This window comes from Streptomyces sp. NPDC007929, from assembly GCF_042959065.1.
Classification (GTDB): domain Bacteria; phylum Actinomycetota; class Actinomycetes; order Streptomycetales; family Streptomycetaceae; genus Streptomyces.
Genome location: NZ_JBIBKD010000008.1, coordinates 418,857 through 434,610, shown reverse-complemented (window position 1 = coordinate 434,610; position 15,754 = coordinate 418,857). Strand labels below are relative to the sequence as shown.

The 15,754-nt window shown below is 71.8% G+C and carries 15 protein-coding genes and 1 tRNA gene; 7 read left to right on the top strand and 9 right to left on the bottom strand.

The features are described from left to right. Positions 1–13: 13 nt before the first annotated feature. From ACFZDE_RS28040 to ACFZDE_RS28015, 6 genes are all read right to left on the bottom strand, one after another. Positions 14–1,483, bottom strand: coding sequence for a penicillin-binding transpeptidase domain-containing protein (locus ACFZDE_RS28040; protein ID WP_390993868.1), 1,470 nt, complete (start codon positions 1,481–1,483; stop codon positions 14–16). After that, complete coding sequence (locus ACFZDE_RS28035) at positions 1,480–2,844, bottom strand: FtsW/RodA/SpoVE family cell cycle protein (protein ID WP_390993869.1); 1,365 nt, start codon at positions 2,842–2,844, stop codon at positions 1,480–1,482. The genes ACFZDE_RS28040 and ACFZDE_RS28035 overlap by 4 nt, the downstream gene beginning before the upstream one ends. Before the next feature lie 62 nt (positions 2,845–2,906). Beyond that, the gene (locus ACFZDE_RS28030) at positions 2,907–3,395 is read right to left on the bottom strand and encodes an SH3 domain-containing protein (protein WP_391204326.1); all 489 of its coding nucleotides are present in this window, start codon (positions 3,393–3,395) and stop codon (positions 2,907–2,909) included. A gap of 113 nt (positions 3,396–3,508) precedes the next feature. Then, the gene (locus tag ACFZDE_RS28025; protein WP_391204323.1) at positions 3,509–4,966 is read right to left on the bottom strand and encodes an ATP-binding protein; all 1,458 of its coding nucleotides are present in this window, start codon (positions 4,964–4,966) and stop codon (positions 3,509–3,511) included. Next, on the bottom strand, positions 4,966–5,769 hold the full coding sequence (locus ACFZDE_RS28020) for a hypothetical protein (protein WP_391204320.1): 804 nt from the start codon (positions 5,767–5,769) through the stop codon (positions 4,966–4,968). Before ACFZDE_RS28020 ends, ACFZDE_RS28025 begins: the two co-directional genes overlap by 1 nt. A gap of 249 nt (positions 5,770–6,018) precedes the next feature. Then, positions 6,019–6,522, bottom strand: coding sequence for a dual specificity protein phosphatase family protein (locus ACFZDE_RS28015; protein WP_391204317.1), 504 nt, complete (start codon positions 6,520–6,522; stop codon positions 6,019–6,021). 119 nt (positions 6,523–6,641) lie between these two features. On the opposite strand from ACFZDE_RS28015, the gene ACFZDE_RS28010 reads away from it, so the two are divergent. Next, the gene (locus tag ACFZDE_RS28010) at positions 6,642–7,445 is read left to right on the top strand and encodes an NERD domain-containing protein (RefSeq protein WP_391204314.1); all 804 of its coding nucleotides are present in this window, start codon (positions 6,642–6,644) and stop codon (positions 7,443–7,445) included. 186 nt (positions 7,446–7,631) lie between these two features. On the opposite strand, the gene ligD is transcribed toward ACFZDE_RS28010, so the two are convergent. Next, on the bottom strand, positions 7,632–8,513 hold the full coding sequence (gene ligD, locus ACFZDE_RS28005) for a non-homologous end-joining DNA ligase (RefSeq protein ID WP_391204311.1): 882 nt from the start codon (positions 8,511–8,513) through the stop codon (positions 7,632–7,634). Positions 8,514–8,567: 54 nt separating this feature from the next. Here ligD and ACFZDE_RS28000 point away from each other — a divergent pair, with 54 nt between their 5' ends. Together ACFZDE_RS28000 and ACFZDE_RS27995 are read left to right on the top strand one after the other, a co-directional pair. Beyond that, positions 8,568–9,602 (top strand): Ku protein, encoded by a 1,035-nt coding sequence (locus ACFZDE_RS28000; RefSeq protein ID WP_391204467.1) that lies wholly within the window; start codon positions 8,568–8,570, stop codon positions 9,600–9,602. A 2-nt stretch (positions 9,603–9,604) separates the two neighbouring features. Next, positions 9,605–10,465: an MBL fold metallo-hydrolase gene (locus ACFZDE_RS27995; protein WP_391204308.1), complete on the top strand. Its 861-nt coding sequence runs from the start codon at positions 9,605–9,607 to the stop codon at positions 10,463–10,465. 16 nt (positions 10,466–10,481) lie between these two features. On the opposite strand, the gene ACFZDE_RS27990 is transcribed toward ACFZDE_RS27995, so the two are convergent. After that, positions 10,482–10,955 (bottom strand): Asp23/Gls24 family envelope stress response protein, encoded by a 474-nt coding sequence (locus ACFZDE_RS27990; protein WP_390993877.1) that lies wholly within the window; start codon positions 10,953–10,955, stop codon positions 10,482–10,484. Positions 10,956–11,170: 215 nt separating this feature from the next. On the opposite strand from ACFZDE_RS27990, the gene ACFZDE_RS27985 reads away from it, so the two are divergent. Next, positions 11,171–11,674, top strand: a complete 504-nt coding sequence (locus tag ACFZDE_RS27985) for a hypothetical protein (RefSeq protein WP_391204305.1) — start codon at positions 11,171–11,173, stop codon at positions 11,672–11,674. A gap of 515 nt (positions 11,675–12,189) precedes the next feature. Here ACFZDE_RS27985 and ACFZDE_RS27980 read toward each other — a convergent pair. Further along, positions 12,190–12,261: transfer RNA gene (locus ACFZDE_RS27980), tRNA-Arg, on the bottom strand. Positions 12,262–12,376: 115 nt separating this feature from the next. Between ACFZDE_RS27980 and ACFZDE_RS27975 the strand changes: the two genes are divergently transcribed. From ACFZDE_RS27975 to lysA, 3 genes are all read left to right on the top strand, one after another. Beyond that, positions 12,377–12,889 carry a response regulator gene (locus ACFZDE_RS27975; RefSeq protein WP_391204302.1) on the top strand — a complete coding sequence of 171 codons (513 nt, stop codon included), beginning with the start codon at positions 12,377–12,379 and terminating at the stop codon, positions 12,887–12,889. A 278-nt stretch (positions 12,890–13,167) separates the two neighbouring features. After that, positions 13,168–14,211 carry an ArgS-related anticodon-binding protein NrtL gene (gene nrtL / locus ACFZDE_RS27970; protein WP_391204300.1) on the top strand — a complete coding sequence of 348 codons (1,044 nt, stop codon included), beginning with the start codon at positions 13,168–13,170 and terminating at the stop codon, positions 14,209–14,211. A gap of 16 nt (positions 14,212–14,227) precedes the next feature. Continuing rightward, complete coding sequence (gene lysA, locus ACFZDE_RS27965) at positions 14,228–15,619, top strand: diaminopimelate decarboxylase (protein WP_391204297.1); 1,392 nt, start codon at positions 14,228–14,230, stop codon at positions 15,617–15,619. Positions 15,620–15,754 lie beyond the last annotated feature (135 nt).

Below are 15,754 nucleotides of genomic sequence, written 5' to 3'. Positions count from 1 at the left end.
CGGAGCGCGAACTCTACGGCCGCTCGGGGGACTTGAGTACTGCCTCCATCACCGCCCGGGCGATCGGCGCCGCGTCACCACCCCCGCTGATGTGCCCGCGGTCCGACTCCGCGTCCTCCACCACGACCGCCACCGCCACCCGCGGCGCCAGATCGCGATCGCCCTGCGCCCAGGAGACGAACCAGGCGTACGGCGTACCGGAGTTGCCGAGGCCGTGCTGGGCGGTGCCGGTCTTGCCGCCGACCTTGGCGCCGCGGATCGCGGCGTTGCGGCCGGTGCCGTTCTCCACCACGTCCCGCATCATCGCCCGCAGCCGGACGGCGGTGGACGGGTACATCGCCTGCCGGATCGCCCGCGAGCCGGCCGTCGCCAGGGTGCTGCCGCCCGGCCGGGTCGTGCGCTCCACCAGGTATGGGTCCCGTACCTGACCGCCGTTGGCCACCGCCGCCGCGACCATCGCCATCTGCAGAGGAGTGGCGCGGGTGTTGTACTGGCCGATCGACGACAGGGCCAGCTGCGCCTTGTCCAGGGTGGTGTCGAAGGTGGACCGGGCCACCGGGAACGGCACCCGCAGCTCCCCGTTGTTGAAGCCGAAGGCGTGCGCCGTGGCCGTCATGTCCGCCACCCCCACCTCCACACCGAGCTTGGCGAACACCGTGTTGCAGGAGAACGTGAAGGCCTCCCGGACCGAGGCGTTCGCGCAGCCCTTGGACGAGTTCGTCAGACGGGTGCGCGTCCCCGGCAGCCGGTAGGGGTCGGGGGTGTCGGTCGGCGCCTCCAGGTCGGTGACCACACCGGCGTCCAGCGCGGCGGCCGCGGTGACGACCTTGAAGGTCGAGCCCGGTGGATACGTCTGCCGGACCGCCCGGTTGAGCATCGGGCGGTCCCGGTCGGTGACGAGCCGTGACCAGGCCCGGGCCGCCGCCGAACCGTTGCCCGACAGCGGCTGGGGGTCGTAGGACGGGGCGGACACCAGGGCCAGGATCCGGCCGGTCGACGGCTCCAGCGCCGCCACCGCCCCCTTGTGGCCCGCCAGCCCCTCGTACGCGGCCTTCTGGGCGGCGGGGTGGAGTGTCGTGACGACGTCCCCACCGGCGTTGCGCGCCCGCGTGAAGTCGTTCCACAGCGGGAAGGGCGCCAGCATCGGATCCGCGCCCGACAGCACACCGTCCTCGGTGTTCTCCAGGAGCGTCGTCCCGTACAGCTGGGAGGCGAAGCCGGTCACCGGAGCGTACAGCGGGCCGTCCAGGTAGGTCCGTTCGTAGCGCAGGTGCTCGCGGGTGTCCCGGGAGCCGGTGACGGGCCGCCCGCCGACCAGGATGTCCCCGCGGGGCTGCTCGTAGCGGGTGATGTCGGGGCGCCGGTTGCCCGGGTTCCGGTCGTACGACGGGGCCTGGACGACCTGGACCCGGGCGGCGTTCAGCAGCAGGGCCACCAGCAGCAGGGCGCAGAAGTACCCGGCGTGCCGGATGTGCCGGGTCACCGGGTGCCCTGCCCGTCGTAACCGCGCCGGGCCGAGTCGCTCACCCGTGCCAGCAGCGCCACGATCGCCCAGTTGGTGACCACCGAGGAGCCGCCCTGCGCGAGGAACGGCATCGCCATGCCGGTCAGCGGGATCAGCCCGGTCACCCCGCCCGCGATCACGAACACCTGGAGCGCCACCAGCGAGGCCAGGCCGACCGCCAGCAGCCGGCCGAACGGCTCGCGCTGCGCGAGGCCCGCGCGGAAACCGCGCTCCACCAGCAGACCGTAGAGGAGGAAGATCGCGGACAGGCCCGCGAGGCCGAGTTCCTCGCCCGCCGTGGCCAGGATGAAGTCCGATTTCACGGCGAAGCCGATGAGCACCGAGTGGCCCAGGCCGAGGCCCGTGCCGAGCAGACCGCCCTCCGCGAAGGCGAACAGCGACTGGGCGAGCTGGTTCGCGCCCTCGCCCGCCTCGATGGAGGCGAAGGGATGCAGCCAGGTCTCGATCCTGCTGTGCACGTGCGGCTCCAGCCGGCCGACGGCGACCGCGCCCAGCGCGGCCAGCAGCAGGCCGACCGCGATCCAGCCGGTGCGGCCGGTGGCGACATAGAGCAGCACGACGAACAGGCCGAAGAAGAGGAGTGACGTGCCGAGGTCGCGCTCCAGGACCAGCACGCCCACGCTCACCAGCCAGACGGCGACGATCGGGCCGAGGACCCGGCCGGTGGGGAGCTGGAGCTTCCAGATGCGGCGGCCCGTGTACGCGAGGGCGTTGCGGTTCGCCGCCAGGTACGCGGCGAAGAACACCGCCAGCAGCACCTTCGCGAACTCGCCCGGCTGGATGGAGAACCCGGCGATCCGGATCCAGATCCGGGCCCCGTTCACCGCCGGGAACAGGATCGGCAGGGTCAGCAGCACCAGGGCCGCGACCACGCAGACGTACGTGTACCGCTGGAGCACCCGGTGGTCGCGCAGCAGCAGGACGACCAGGATGAACAGCGCCACACCCAGCGTCGACCACACCAGCTGGGCCGGTGCCGCCCGGTCGCCCGGGGTCTCCAGGTCGAGCCGGTAGATCAGCACCAGCCCCAGCCCGTTCAGCAGCACCCCGATCGGCAGGAGCAGCGGGTCGGCGTACGGGGCCCGCAGGCGTACGGCCAGATGGGCCAGCAGCGCCAGGACGCCGAGGCCGGCGCCGTAGCCGGCGGCACCGGGCGGCAGCGTTCCGTTCCGGGCGAGGCCCACGGCGCAGTAGCCGTACACCGACAGCAGGACGGCCAGCACGATGAGGGCGAGCTCGATGCCCCGGCGCCGGGCCGGGCGGCGGACGGCGGGCGCGGACGGGTCCGCCGTCGCCACGGTGATTCCGGCCTTGCTCATGTCCGGAACCTACCCAAACAGTCCGTCTTGTGTGCCTTTGAGTGACGGAGTGTCAGCACGTGTCAGCACCGGCGTGGCGTGGGGCCGATGGTGTCGATGTAGCGGGCCGAGCCCCAGGCCCAGGTGCCGTCCGCCAGCAGGTACCAGAGCGGCTGGCCCTGCACGGACTCGCCGTCGACCTTGCAGAAGATCTTGACCTTGTCGCCCCGGTGGGCGAACCGGATGATCTGCGAACCGCGGTCCGGGGCGCTGCGCAGGGCCAGGGTGCTCGCGGTGACGACGCCCCGGTAGAAGCGCTGGTCGTGGTGGCTGTTGTTGCCGCCGTTCCAGCTGCTGGAGTCCGGATCCTGGTTGCCGCCGTTGCCGCCGTTGCCGCCGTTTCCTCCGGAGCCGTTGTTCCAGTTGCTCTGGCCTTGGCTGCCATTGCCGCTGCCGTTGCCCCCGCTCGGGTCCCAGTCGTCGAACGCGGTGGCGGCGGCGGGCGTGACGGTGGCCGCCGCGGCGAGGAGCCCGGCGACGGCGGCTATGGAGAGACGGGTGCGCAGGGGCATGGGGTTACCTCCATGTGGGGGCGAAAGTGCCGAAGCTGACTAATCGCCACATTAGGAGCGCCCCGAGGGGGCCGCCCTTCACGCTGGGCCATAGGAGGACGCGTCCCGGGTGCTCACCGCGGGGCGAGTTCCAGCGTGGCCACCGCCCCGCCGTCCGGCGCGTTCGCGAACTCCAGCCGTGCCCCCAGCACCTCGGCCTGCCCCCGCGCGATGGTCAGCCCGAGCCCGTGTCCCCGCGTCCCGCCCTCCGTACGGAACCGCTGCGGCCCGTGCGCGAGGAGGTACTCCGGGAACCCGTCCCCGTGATCGCGCACGGTCACCACCGGGCCGTCCACGGTCAGCACCACCGGCCCCCGTCCGTGCCGGTGCGCGTTCGCCACGAGATTGCCCAGCACCCGCTCCAGCCGCCGCCGGTCCGTCTCCACGGACACGTCCCGTACGACCCTGACCTCCGCGTCGCTGCCCGCCAACCGCACCGCCCGCTCGGCCAGCGGCCCCAGTCGCTCGGTGTCCAGCTCCACCCGCTCCCGGCCGGTGTCCAGCCGGGAGATCTCCAGCAGGTCCTCGGTGAGGGTGCGCAGCGCCGCCACCCGGTCCCGGACCAGCTCCGTCGGACGGCCCGGCGGCAGCAGTTCGGCCGCCGCGTGCAGCCCGGTCAGCGGCGTGCGCAGCTCGTGCGCGACGTCCGCCGTGAAGCGCTGCTCGGCGAGCAGCTTGCCCTGGAGCGAGGCCGCCATGGAGTCCAGGGCGGCGGCGACCGCGGCGACCTCGTCGGGCGGGCCGGCCTTGGTGCGTGGGCGTGGGCGTGGGCGCAGGCGGGGGCGGGGGTGTGTGCGGGGGGTTGTGCGGGGGCCGGTCTGGGGGCCCGTGCCCGGGTCTGTGATGGGGTCTGTGGTGGGGCCCGCGCTCCCGTCCGTGCTGGGGCCCGTGCCGGGGTCTGTGAGGGGGCTCGGGTGAGGGGGCGTGCTGGGGCTCGGGTGAGGGGGCGTGCGGGGGCTTGGACGAGGGGTCGCGCGGGGGTCGTTCACGCGGGCGTCCAGGTCGCCCGCGCTGATCCGCCGGGCCACCAGAGCCGTGGTGTGCAGCCGCCGCGTCACCCGCGTCACCGCGAACGCCCCGACCAGCAGGGTCACCGCGATCGCCAGGCCCGACGACCACAGGATCGCCCGGTCGAGGCCCTCGATCGTGCGGGCCTGCTGGGAGTAGTCGACCGCCACGGCCAGCGCCCGCCCGCCGTCGACCGGACCCGCCGCCCACATCGTGGGGCGTCCCGCGCGGTCGGCGACGATCGTGCCGCGCTCCCCGGCCACCGCCAGCTCCCGCAGCTCCCTCGGCAGCTCCGGTGGATCCACCCCGGCGCCCCGCCGCAGGGTGTCCCCGGCCTCGTACCGTTCCGTCGCCTGGGTCAGCCGCTGCAACGCCTGGTCACGGGCCTGGCCGACGGTCTGGTTCGTGACCTGCACATGCACCAGGCTGCCGAGCAGGGCGGCCAGCGCGCAGCACATCACCGCGATGAAGACGGCGGCCTTCAAGGCCAGCGTCCCGGACCACTGGGGGAGTACCGGTCTCATCAGCCGCTCGCCGAGGGGGAGACCGACGGGGAACGGGTGGGAGAAGCGGCGGGAGAACCGGTCGGGGGACCCGTGGGAGAACCGGTGGGAGAACCGGCGGGGGAGGACGGGTGCCGGGAATGCTTGCGTGGGCCGGTCCGCAGCATCTCGTCATGGGTGAGGAGCATGGCCCGCTGGTCACGGTCCCAGGTCCACTGCAACCGGTACTCGTAGCCCGCGACCTCCGACGGCGAGCGGATCACCAGGGACCGCCCGGCCAGCTCGACCCCGCTCAGCGCGTCCTCCCACGCCATCACCTGCACCAGCCGGTGCTTCTCGACGGTGTACACGCGGACCGCGGTCGTCTTCCCGGGCAGCAGCGGGAAGCCCAGCGTCAGGTCGTCGTGCCCGTCGCCGGTCAGGTCCCGGTAGTACGGCGTGAGCACCGGGCACTTGCCGCGCCCCGGGCCCTTCGCGCAGTCGGCCATCCGGCGCTCGGTGTCGCGGTAGGGGGCCTTGGTGCCGTCGTAGTCGCCGGGGTTCCGGGCGATCTCGGCCCGGACGATCGAGACCGGGTCCACCCGGCGGATGTCGTCGCCGGGGACTCTCACGCCCTTGATCACCTCGGTGTTCACCTCCCCGATCTCGAAGGCCGGGCTGGACGCCGGGGTGAGCTCCGGCCAGAGCCGGGCCGGACCCTCGGCCGTCGGCGTCGCCCCCGCGCCCTCCAGCCCACCGGCGTCCCCGCACCCCACGGCGGCGGCCAGCAGGAGGACAGCGACGGCGAGGCGACGGGCGGCCTGTCCGGGGCGGCTGAGGGGCACTGCACTCCTGACGTCTCATGACGATCACACGGCGGGTACGACCGCGGGTACAACTGCGGGTGCGCGGCGCACGCGACCCCCGGCGGCGGGCACTTGTCGGCCGCGTACACCTTATTCGTAGGGAAGTCCCATTTGCGCGAGAGGGCGGCCGTACGTGTGCGGCAGTTCGTGAGCGGCACTTCGTGCCCGGCGGACCCGCGCGGCCGTTCGTGCGCGGCCGACCTGCGCGGCCGTCCCCGTGTCACCGGGCTACTCGGCGAGTTCCTCCAGCAGCCGTGCCGTGGCCAGCCCGGTCCGCAGGTAGTCGACGAACAGGTCGTTGTGCAGTGCCCAGGGCGAGCGACGCGCCCGGATCAGCCGGATCGCCTCCTCGGCGGAGCGGCCCCTGCGCATCAGCGCGTGCGCGACGACCAGACCGGAGCGGTTGTACCCGTGGTAGCAGCGGACCAGGACCCTGTGGCCCTCGCCCAGCGCCTCGCACGCGGCCTCGGCCAGCCGGATCACACCGGCGAGCTGCGTCCCGTCCAGCGGCCCGTCGGGAATCGGCCACACATGGTGCCGGACGCCGGGATCGGGCCCGTGCCCCGGCAGCCGCAACAGCGTCTGCACGAGATCGAACTCGCCGCGCACAACAGCGAACTCCAGGTGGCCCTGGGCCCCCGTGTACTCGTGGCCGCCCATCCACAGGCCGGGGACGACCTCGCTCCACGGAGACTCCGGAGCGGGTACGTCGGGTTTACTGCGGGTACGCAACGCCGCCTCCCCACCACTGCCGCCCGAGGGTCCGCGGGCAGGCCCAACTCCTCTCAAAGGTAGCCGGGTTCTTGCCCCCGCAGCACCCCGCCTGTTCCCATGGACCGGGGTGATGGTGCATGAACGGACTGCGCGTCATACCGACCTGGCGGCACGGCCGGGAGCGGCTCTACGTCTGCCTCCCGGACGGCAGGAACATCGCCTGGTACGACCGTGAGACCGGCCGGGTGAACCTCCTCGGCCAGGACCGCGAGGACGACGTACTGCGGGCGCTCGGGCCCTTCGTCACCGGCCCCGTGACGGTGGGGCCGCCCCCGGTGCCGACCCCCGCCGAACTGTCCCGCCTCGCCCTCCACCCCGACGACGACCTGGCCCCCAACCGCCCCGGCGAGGCCCTCCTCGTCGCCCTCGACCGCGACCCCGGCCCCACGCACCGGCTGCGCCCCGACCCGCGCCGCAGGGCCCTGACGGCCGAGCAGACGGTCGGTGACGCCCTGGACCGCCTGGACGGCGCGGGCTGGCACGCCCTGCACTCCGTACCGCTCCCCGGCGGCGACCGCATCCACCACCTGCTGATCGGCCCCGGCGGCCTGTACGCCGTGCACACTCTCCACGCCCGCAGGCAGCGCGTCCGTGTCACCGACCCCGTGATCACCCTCGGCCGCCGCGACCCGTACCCCCTCCTGCGCCGCGTCCGCTCCGACGCCGACCGCGCCTCCTACGCCCTGACCGCGGAGGTCCGCCCGGTCCTCGCCCTGGTCGACCCGGCGACGGTGTTGATCCCCACCGCCCCCCGGGAGGTCCATGTCCTGACCGCCACGGAGGTGCCGGGCCTGTCCCGGCGGGGTGGCGTCCTGAAACCGGCGGACGTGGAGGCACTGCACGCGATGGCCCGGGATCGGAACACGTGGGCGAGGGTGTGAGGGGTGGGGGACTCCCGCCGGGGTGGGGACTCCCGCCGGGGTGGGGACTCCCACCCGGGGTGGGGACTCCCACCCGGGGTGGGGGCTCCCGCCGGGGTGGGGGACTCCCGCCGCGCACCCGCCTGAGGTCCCCGTAGGAGCTGGCTCTTTGCGGCCCGGCCGTGTCGGAGCCCGAGCGTGGCCTGTCTACGGCAGCGGAGCCGCCGCCTCCGGGGCCAGCAGGGGAGCGAGCAGGTCGCCGTAGTCCTGGACGCGGGGGGCGAGGTCGACGGCGCGGAAGTCCAGCCGGCCGGGTGCGCGGCACTCCTCGATCTCGTCCCAGGTCACCGGGGCCGACACGGTCGGTTCCGGGCGGGCCCTGAGGGTGTACGGGGTCGCCGTCGTCTTGCGGGCGGCGTTCTGGCTCCAGTCGACGAAGACCTTCCCCGGCCGCAGGCTCCTGGTCATCCGGTGCAGCGCGAGCCGCGGCATGGCCTTCTCGGCCTCGACGGCGAGTGCCTTGGCGTACTCGGACACCCGCTCGGAGGACGCCCCGCGCACGGCGGCGAGCAGATGCAGCCCCTTCGAGCCGGAGGTCTTGGCGTAGGCCCGGATGCCGTCGTGCGCGAGCCGTTCCCGCAGCCACAGCGCGACCTCGCAGCACTGCACGATGCTCGCCGGTGCCCCCGGATCGAGGTCGAACACGATCCGGTCGGCCTCGTCCGGGGTGTCGACGAGCCACTGGTGGGTGTGGAACTCGGTCACGAGGTTCGCCGACCACATCAGGCTCGGCATGTCCTGCACCAGGACCATCCGTGAGGGCCCCTCGACCCGTGGCACCTCGGCGGTGGTGACCCAGTCGGGCGTACCCGGCGGCACGTTCTTCGTGAAGAACACCTGCCCGTCCGGTCCGTCCGGGTACCGCAGGAAGGAGACCGCCCGGTCACGCAGATGGGGCAACAGGACCTCGGCGACGGTCGCGTAGTAGTGCAGCACCTCGCCCTTGGTGAAGCCGGTGGCGGGATACAGCACCTTCTCCAGATTGCTGAGAGCGAGCCGTCGCCCCTCCACCACTGTGATAGGCGCCATACGATAAGAATCCCACGCAAACCGTGACGAACAATCCTGAGCGTGACCGGAAGGGTGCTGCACGTGAGATCCATATGGAACGGCGCCATCTCGTTCGGCCTGGTCAGCATTCCGATCAAGCTGGTCAACGCCACCGAGAGCCACTCGATCTCCTTCCGCCAGATCCACACCGAGGACGGCGGCCGCATCCGTTACCGCAAGTTCTGCGAGCTGGAGGACCGGGAGGTCACCCAGGGGGAGATCGGCAAGGGCTACGAGGATGCGGACGGCACGATCATCCCGATCACCGAGGAGGACCTGTCGAGCCTGCCGATCCCGACGGCCAAGACGATCGAGATCGTCGCGTTCGTCCCGGCCGACCGGATCGACCCGCTCCAGATGGACGCCGCGTACTACCTCCAGGCGAGCGGCGCCCCCGCGGCGAAGCCGTACACCCTGCTGCGCGAGGCGCTGAAGCGCAGCAACAAGGTGGCGATCGCCAAGTTCGCCCTGCGCGGCAGGGAGCGACTCGGCATGCTCAGGGTCGTCGGCGAGGCCATCGCCATGCACGGCCTGCTGTGGCCGGACGAGGTCCGCGCCCCCGAGGGCGTCGCCCCCGACACCGACGTGACCGTCCGCGACCAGGAACTGGACCTGGCGGACGCGCTGATGGACACCCTGGGCGAGGTCGACCTGGAGGACCTGCACGACGAGTACCGCGAGGCCGTGGAGGAGGTCATCGCCGCGAAGGCCGCCGGCGAGGCCCCGCCCCAGTCCCCGGAACCGGCCACGGGCGGCAAGGTCCTGGACCTGATGGCGGCCCTGGAGAGCAGTGTCCGGGCGGCTCGCGAGTCCCGGGGCGAGGACGCCGAGCACGCCGAGGTCAAGTCGCTCCCGCAGCGCAAGTCGGCCCGTGCGGCCCCCAAGCAGACCGGCGGCAAGAAGTCGTCGTCCACGGCGAAGAAGACGGCGGCCAAGAAGACGACGGCGGCGAAGAAGTCGACGTCGAAGTCGGCCCAGGGCCAGGGAACGGCGAAGAAGACGGCGTCGAAGAGCACGGCGAAGAAGGCTCCGGCGAAGAAGTCGACGTCCCGCAAGCGCTCGGCCTGACCATGCCGCAACCCACGGACGACGAGACCGGCGACGACGCGCTCGACATCCACTTCATCGGCAACGCGACGGTGCTCCTGTCGTACGGCCCGCTCACCCTGCTCACCGACCCGAACTTCCTCCACCGGGGTCAGTACGCCCACCTCGGTTACGGGCTGCTGAGCCGCCGCCTGACCGAACCGGCCCTGGACGTGCACGAACTGCCCCGCCTGGACGCGGTCGTGCTGTCACACCTGCACGGCGACCACTGGGACCGCCGCGCCCGCCGGCACCTGGACCACACCGTGCCGATCCTGACCACACCGCACGCGGCCCGCCGCCTCAGGGCAGTGCACCGATTCCACCGCACGGCGGGACTGCGCACCTGGAAGGGGCTCACCCTCCAGCGGGACGGCGTCCAGGTCACGGTCACCGCCCTCCCCGGCAGGCACGCCGGCCAAGCGGTGCTGCGCAGGCTGCTACCGCCGGTGATGGGAAGCATGCTGGAGTTCGGCCCGGCGGGGGGAGCGCCCCGCATGCGGATCTACGTCTCCGGCGACACGCTCGTGTACGACGGCCTGAACGAGATCGCCGAGCGTTTTCCGGCAGCCGACCTCGCCGTCCTGCACCTGGGCGGCACCCGCCTCCCCGGTGGCTTCGTGGTCACGATGGACGGCACCCAGGGCGCCGAACTGGCCCGCCGACTCGACCCCCGCCTGGTCCTGCCCGTCCACTACGAGGACTACACGGTGATGCGCTCGCCGCTGTCCGCGTTCCTCGCCGAGGCCGACGCGATCGGCCTCGGCGACCGCGTCGTCCACTGCGGCCACGGCGAGCATGTGCGCGTGCCGTGCGGTCCGGGGGCGGTCCCGGAGGTCTACTGACCCGGGCCCCGGGGGGTCAGGCCACCCGCCTGCCCTCCTGCTGCTCGGACTCGTCCTCCTCCTCGTCCGGCAGATGAACGTCGTCGACGGCGATGTTGACCTCGACGACCTCCAGCCCGGTCATCCGCTCCACGGCGTTGACGACGTTGGCCCGGACATCGGAGGCGGTGTCGGCGATGGCGGCGCCGTACTCGACGACCACATCGAGATCGACGGCGGCCTGGCGTTCGCCGACCTCCACCTTGACCCCCTGGGTGACCCCGCTGCCCCCGCCCGGCACCCGCTGGCGAACAGCCCCGAAGGCCCTGGTCATGCCACCGCCGAGGTTGTGCACCTCGGGAATCTCCCGGGCCGCCATGCCCGCGATCTTCGCGACGACCGTGTCCGCGATGGCAGTGCTCCCACGGGTGCCCGGGGAGCCCTTCCCGCCCTGCGATGTCGCCCCGTCCTGCCTGCCGGCTGTGTTCCTGCGCTGAGTGGTCTCCGTCATGACCGTCACCTCGATGATCGGTGAGGGGGTGAGCAGCGTCGTTCTTTTCCACGGTAGAGCAATGGTGCGTATGGGTCGAAAGTGACGTTTCTCGGCCCGTCCCGCCTCACCCGCCCCGGGTGAGGCGGGACCGCACCGTGCCCTGGGCACGCTGAGGCAACACGGCACCACACGGCACCACACGGAACGGCGCCGGAGGGAACGAGGAGACCGGCATGACCACCACGCACCCGGGAACCGCCCGTCCGTCCTTGCGGGAATGGGCCACCGGCGTGACCGTCTTCGCGGCGGTCATGCTGATGATCGGCGGCATTCTCGACATCATGCGCGGCATCGCGGAGGTCGCGGACGACGACATCTTCGTCGCGACACGGAACTACGTCTTCGAGTTCAACCTCACCGCCTGGGGCTGGATCCACCTGGCCCTGGGCGCACTGGCGTTCGTCGTCAGCTTCGGCCTCTTCATGGCATCGACCTGGGCCTGCGTCCTGGGCGTGACCATCGCGGGCCTGGTCATCATCTCCAACTTCCTTTCGCTGCCCTATTACCCGGTCTGGTCGATCGCGATGATCACCATCTCGGCCTTCATCATCTGGGCCCTGTGCACCATACGAAAGGACGACGCCCCCACGCGGCCCACTTATGCCGATGGGGGCGCCAAGCAAACTGCTCCGTCTCCAGCTCGATTCCACACGCATCGACGAACAGGCGGGCAATGAAAGCGCCGAGTTGGAGAACGTGAGACCAGGCAGCCCAGTAGGGTCACCACGGCCAGGCAGGAGCCAAGATGTTCACGTGTGTCGTACTCCGCTGTCGTACGCCGCATCCCACCAGCCCTCCGCGATCTCCCGCCAGGCTGAATCGTGTATCCGAGATGGATGGCCTGGTCGGTGAACCAGACCACCCGGGCCACTTCGTGTCCAAGGCACGAAGACACGCCCGACATTGTCTGCGGTGATGGCATAGAACTCGACAAGCGACGCGAGCAGCAACGCGGCGGCGATGCTGGTGGCAATGGCGGCGTAGTCCTGACTCAACTGATACCGAGCCGCCGCGAAGGCGAGCGAGTGTCCCGAGCGTGTCCTCCCCCGAGCTCACCACGGGAGGCGAAGCCAAGCGGGACGCCGACTCCTGGACATGACGAGAGGGCGGGAGCCAGTGAACCTGACTCCCGCCCTCTTCGTATCGGCATCCGCCCAACTCAGCGAGTGACTCTTGCTGGCTCTGTGGCGAGTGCCCCCGGCAGGATTCGAACCTGCGCACACGGCTCCGGAGGCCGTTGCTCTATCCCCTGAGCTACGGGGGCGTGTTCGTCGCGTTGCTCGCGGCGACGGGTAGAACACTACCAGCTCCCTCGGTGTGGTCATGAACGGGTTTCCGCTGTCGGGGACGGGGATGTGAGTCGCTCGTGCGGGGTGGAAGTGGGGAAAACCCGGACGCGATGGCCGGGGTCGACCTACTCTCGAGTTGTGCCAGGCGTGTCGGGCCGGGTTCTTGTTGTGGACGACAACAAGGTCATCCGGCAGTTGATCAGGGTCAACCTCGAGCTGGAGGGGCTGGAGGTCGTGACCGCGGCCGATGGTGCCGAGTGTCTTGATGTCGTTCATCAGGTGCGGCCCGACGTTGTGACCCTCGATGTCGTCATGCCGCGGCTGGACGGGCTCAGGACCGCCGCCCGGCTGCGAGCTGATCCCCGTACCCGCGACGTGCCCCTCGCCATCGTCAGTGCCTGCGGTCATCCCGAGATCGAGGCCGGGCTCGAAGTGGGTGTCGACGCGTTCCTCTCCAAACCCTTCGAGCCGGCCGAACTGGTCACGATGGTGCGCCAGTTGGTCGAACGGGCCCGGGGTGGGGGCCGGGAGGGCAGTGGTGGTACCGAGGCCGGCGGCGGTGGTACCCCCGTGAAGGAAGTGGATCAACCCGCCGTGTCGTAGCCATCCCGTGGCTGCCCCGCCCAGCCGTGGGCCTGAGGGAGTGGTCCCCGGATGTAGTCGTAGGGAGTGGTCCCAGGTCGTAGTCGTGGGGGAGTGGTCCCCGTGCCGGCTGTCGGTCATCCGTCTCGGCCGTCCCTTTCGGTCATCCGTCTCGGCCGTCCCTCTCAGTCATCCGTCTCGGCCATCCGCAGCACCCTCGCGCCGCCCCCCGTCCACATCCCGGACGCACACCGAAACCGGCTCGCATACCCACCCCCTTCCTCCCATACGCTTGTCCCGTGACCCCCGTCGAGCTCTCGCGCACCGTGCTGCACGCCGTGCGTCGCGCTGTCGACGAGGGGGAGCTCAGCGTTACCGTTCCGGAGCGGGCCGTAGTCGCGCCGCCGGGGCCGGGGGGGTGTGGTGACTACGCCACCAACGTCGCCCTCCAGTTGGCCCGCCCGGCCGGGCAGCCGCCGCGGCGCGTCGCCGAGATCCTGCGTGACCGGCTCCTCGACGAGCAGCGGTTCGCCGACGTCGTCGTCACCGGGCCCGGCTTCCTCAACTTCAGCCTGCGCGGCACCGTCGCCACCGACCTCGTCGAGGAGATCCTGCGGCGCGGGCCGCGCTACGGGCACGCGGCGACCGGGTTCAGCGGGACAGCCGTCGGTATCTCGTGCCCGGCAGAGGTGCGTGCCGTCGTCGTCGCGGATGCCGTGAGCCGGGTGTTGCGCAGCCAGGGGGACTACGTCCGCGTCGAGTGCGAGGGGCGGCCCGCCGCGGAGTGGGTGTCGGTGCTCGGAATTGACGTCACCACCCGCGGGCCACGCATCACGGACACACACATCCGCATCGCCCCCACCCCCGCCCCCGCCGACCCCCTCCCCCTCGGCCGGGACGCCGCCCGTTGGGCGTTGCTGCATCCCGCCGCCCACGACCGGCCCCGGATTCCCGGCGATCACCTCGTCCAGCGGGAGGGGAACCCCCTCTTCCGTGTCCGGTACGCCCACGCCCGTACCCGGGCCCTCCTGCGCAACGCCGCCGACCTCGGCTTCCATCCCGAGCCCGGTCCGGTGAGCGACGCCGACGCGCTGACCGCCCTGCTCGGCGACCATCCCCGCGTCCTCGCCGTCACCGCCACGCAGCACACCCCCGACCGCCTGGCCCGGCATCTCCTCGCCGTCGCCGATGCCGTGATGCCCCTGCTCCCCGCCGTGCTGCCCCTGGGCGAGGAGAAACCCTCGGCCGCCCACCGTGCCCGGCTCGCGCTCGCCGAAGCCGCCGGGACGGTGCTGGCCGGCGGCCTGTCCCTGCTCGGCATCGACGCTCCCGACCATCTCTGAGAGACACGAACAGATCATGAGCCGTTCCGCCCACCCCGCCGGGCCCCGTCACGCCGATGTCCTCCCCGAGGGCCACTACTCCGCCCCGCCCGCCGACCTCAACGCGCTGGACCCCAAGGTGTGGGCCCAGACCGTGACGCGTGACGAGGACGGGGCCGTGACCGTCGGCGGCATCCCCGTCACCCGGCTCGCCGAGGAGTACGGCACCCCCGCCTACGTCCTGGACGAGGCCGACTTCCGCGCCCGGGCCCGGGCCTGGCGTACCGCCTTCGGGCAGGACGCCGACGTGTTCTACGCCGGCAAGGCGTTCCTCTCCCGGGCCGTCGTGCGGTGGCTCCACGAGGAGGGGCTCAACCTCGACGTCTGCTCCGGTGGTGAGCTCGCCACCGCGCTCTCCGCCGGCATGCCCGCCGACCGCATCGCCTTCCACGGCAACAACAAGTCCGTCGACGAGATCACCCGGGCCGTCGAGGCCGGGGTCGGGCACATCGTCCTCGACTCCTTCCAGGAGATCGTCCGCGTCGCGCACATCGCGCAGGGGCTCGGCACGCGGCAGAAGGTCCTCATCCGCATCACCGTCGGCGTCGAGGCCCACACCCACGAGTTCATCGCCACGGCCCACGAGGACCAGAAGTTCGGCATCCCGCTGGCCGGCGGGCAGGCCGCCGAGGCCGTACGCCGGGCCCTGCAGCTCGACGGTCTCGAGCTGGCCGGCATCCACAGCCACATCGGGTCGCAGATCTTCGACATGTCCGGGTTCGAGGTCGCCGCCCACCGGGTGGTCGGGCTGCTGAAGGACATCCGCGACGAGCACGGCGTCGAGCTGCCCGAGATCGACCTCGGCGGCGGGCTCGGCATCGCCTACACCAGCGACGACGACCCCCGCGAGCCGCACGAGATCGCCAAGGCCCTGACGGAGATCGTCACGCGGGAGTGCGAGGCCGCCAAGCTGCGCACGCCGCGCATCTCCGTCGAGCCCGGGCGCGCCATCGTCGGGCCGACCGCCTTCACGCTCTACGAGGTCGGCACCATCAAGCCGCTCGACAACCTCCGCACCTACGTCTCGGTCGACGGCGGCATGTCGGACAACATCCGCACCGCGCTGTACGACGCCGAGTACAGCGTCGCCCTGGTGTCCCGGCGCAGCGACGCCGAGCCCATGCTCGCCCGTGTCGTCGGCAAGCACTGCGAGAGTGGGGACATCGTGGTCAAGGACGCCTTCCTGCCGTCCGACCTGGCACCGGGCGACCTCATCGCCGTACCGGCCACCGGCGCTTACTGCCGGTCCATGGCCAGCAACTACAACCACGTGCTGCGTCCGCCGGTCGTCACCGTGCACGACGGCGAGGCCCGGGTGATCGTCCGCCGCGAGACGGAGGAGGACCTGCTGCGTCTCGACGTCGGCTGAGCGGCAGAAGGCAGAAGGCAGAAGGCAGACGGCTGAAGGCTGAAGCTGAAGGTAGAAGGCTGAAGCTGAAGGCCGACGCGGACGGCACACTGCCGAAAGCCGGAGCGAGAGCGGCGGCGGAAGATCTCCTGTCTG

What these genes read in the sequence shown, in the direction of transcription:
- ACFZDE_RS28035 (WP_390993869.1), bottom strand. Translation starts at nt 2,844, where the DNA reads ATGAGCAAGGCCGGAATCACCGTGGCGACGGCGGACCCGTCCGCGCCC.
- ACFZDE_RS28030 (WP_391204326.1), bottom strand. Translation starts at nt 3,395, where the DNA reads ATGCCCCTGCGCACCCGTCTCTCCATAGCCGCCGTCGCCGGGCTCCTC.
- ACFZDE_RS28025 (WP_391204323.1), bottom strand. Translation starts at nt 4,966, where the DNA reads ATGAGACCGGTACTCCCCCAGTGGTCCGGGACGCTGGCCTTGAAGGCC.
- ACFZDE_RS28010 (WP_391204314.1), top strand. Translation starts at nt 6,642, where the DNA reads ATGAACGGACTGCGCGTCATACCGACCTGGCGGCACGGCCGGGAGCGG.
- ligD (WP_391204311.1), bottom strand. Translation starts at nt 8,513, where the DNA reads ATGGCGCCTATCACAGTGGTGGAGGGGCGACGGCTCGCTCTCAGCAAT.
- ACFZDE_RS27995 (WP_391204308.1), top strand. Translation starts at nt 9,605, where the DNA reads ATGCCGCAACCCACGGACGACGAGACCGGCGACGACGCGCTCGACATC.
- ACFZDE_RS27990 (WP_390993877.1), bottom strand. Translation starts at nt 10,955, where the DNA reads ATGACGGAGACCACTCAGCGCAGGAACACAGCCGGCAGGCAGGACGGG.
- ACFZDE_RS27985 (WP_391204305.1), top strand. Translation starts at nt 11,171, where the DNA reads ATGACCACCACGCACCCGGGAACCGCCCGTCCGTCCTTGCGGGAATGG.
- lysA (WP_391204297.1), top strand. Translation starts at nt 14,228, where the DNA reads ATGAGCCGTTCCGCCCACCCCGCCGGGCCCCGTCACGCCGATGTCCTC.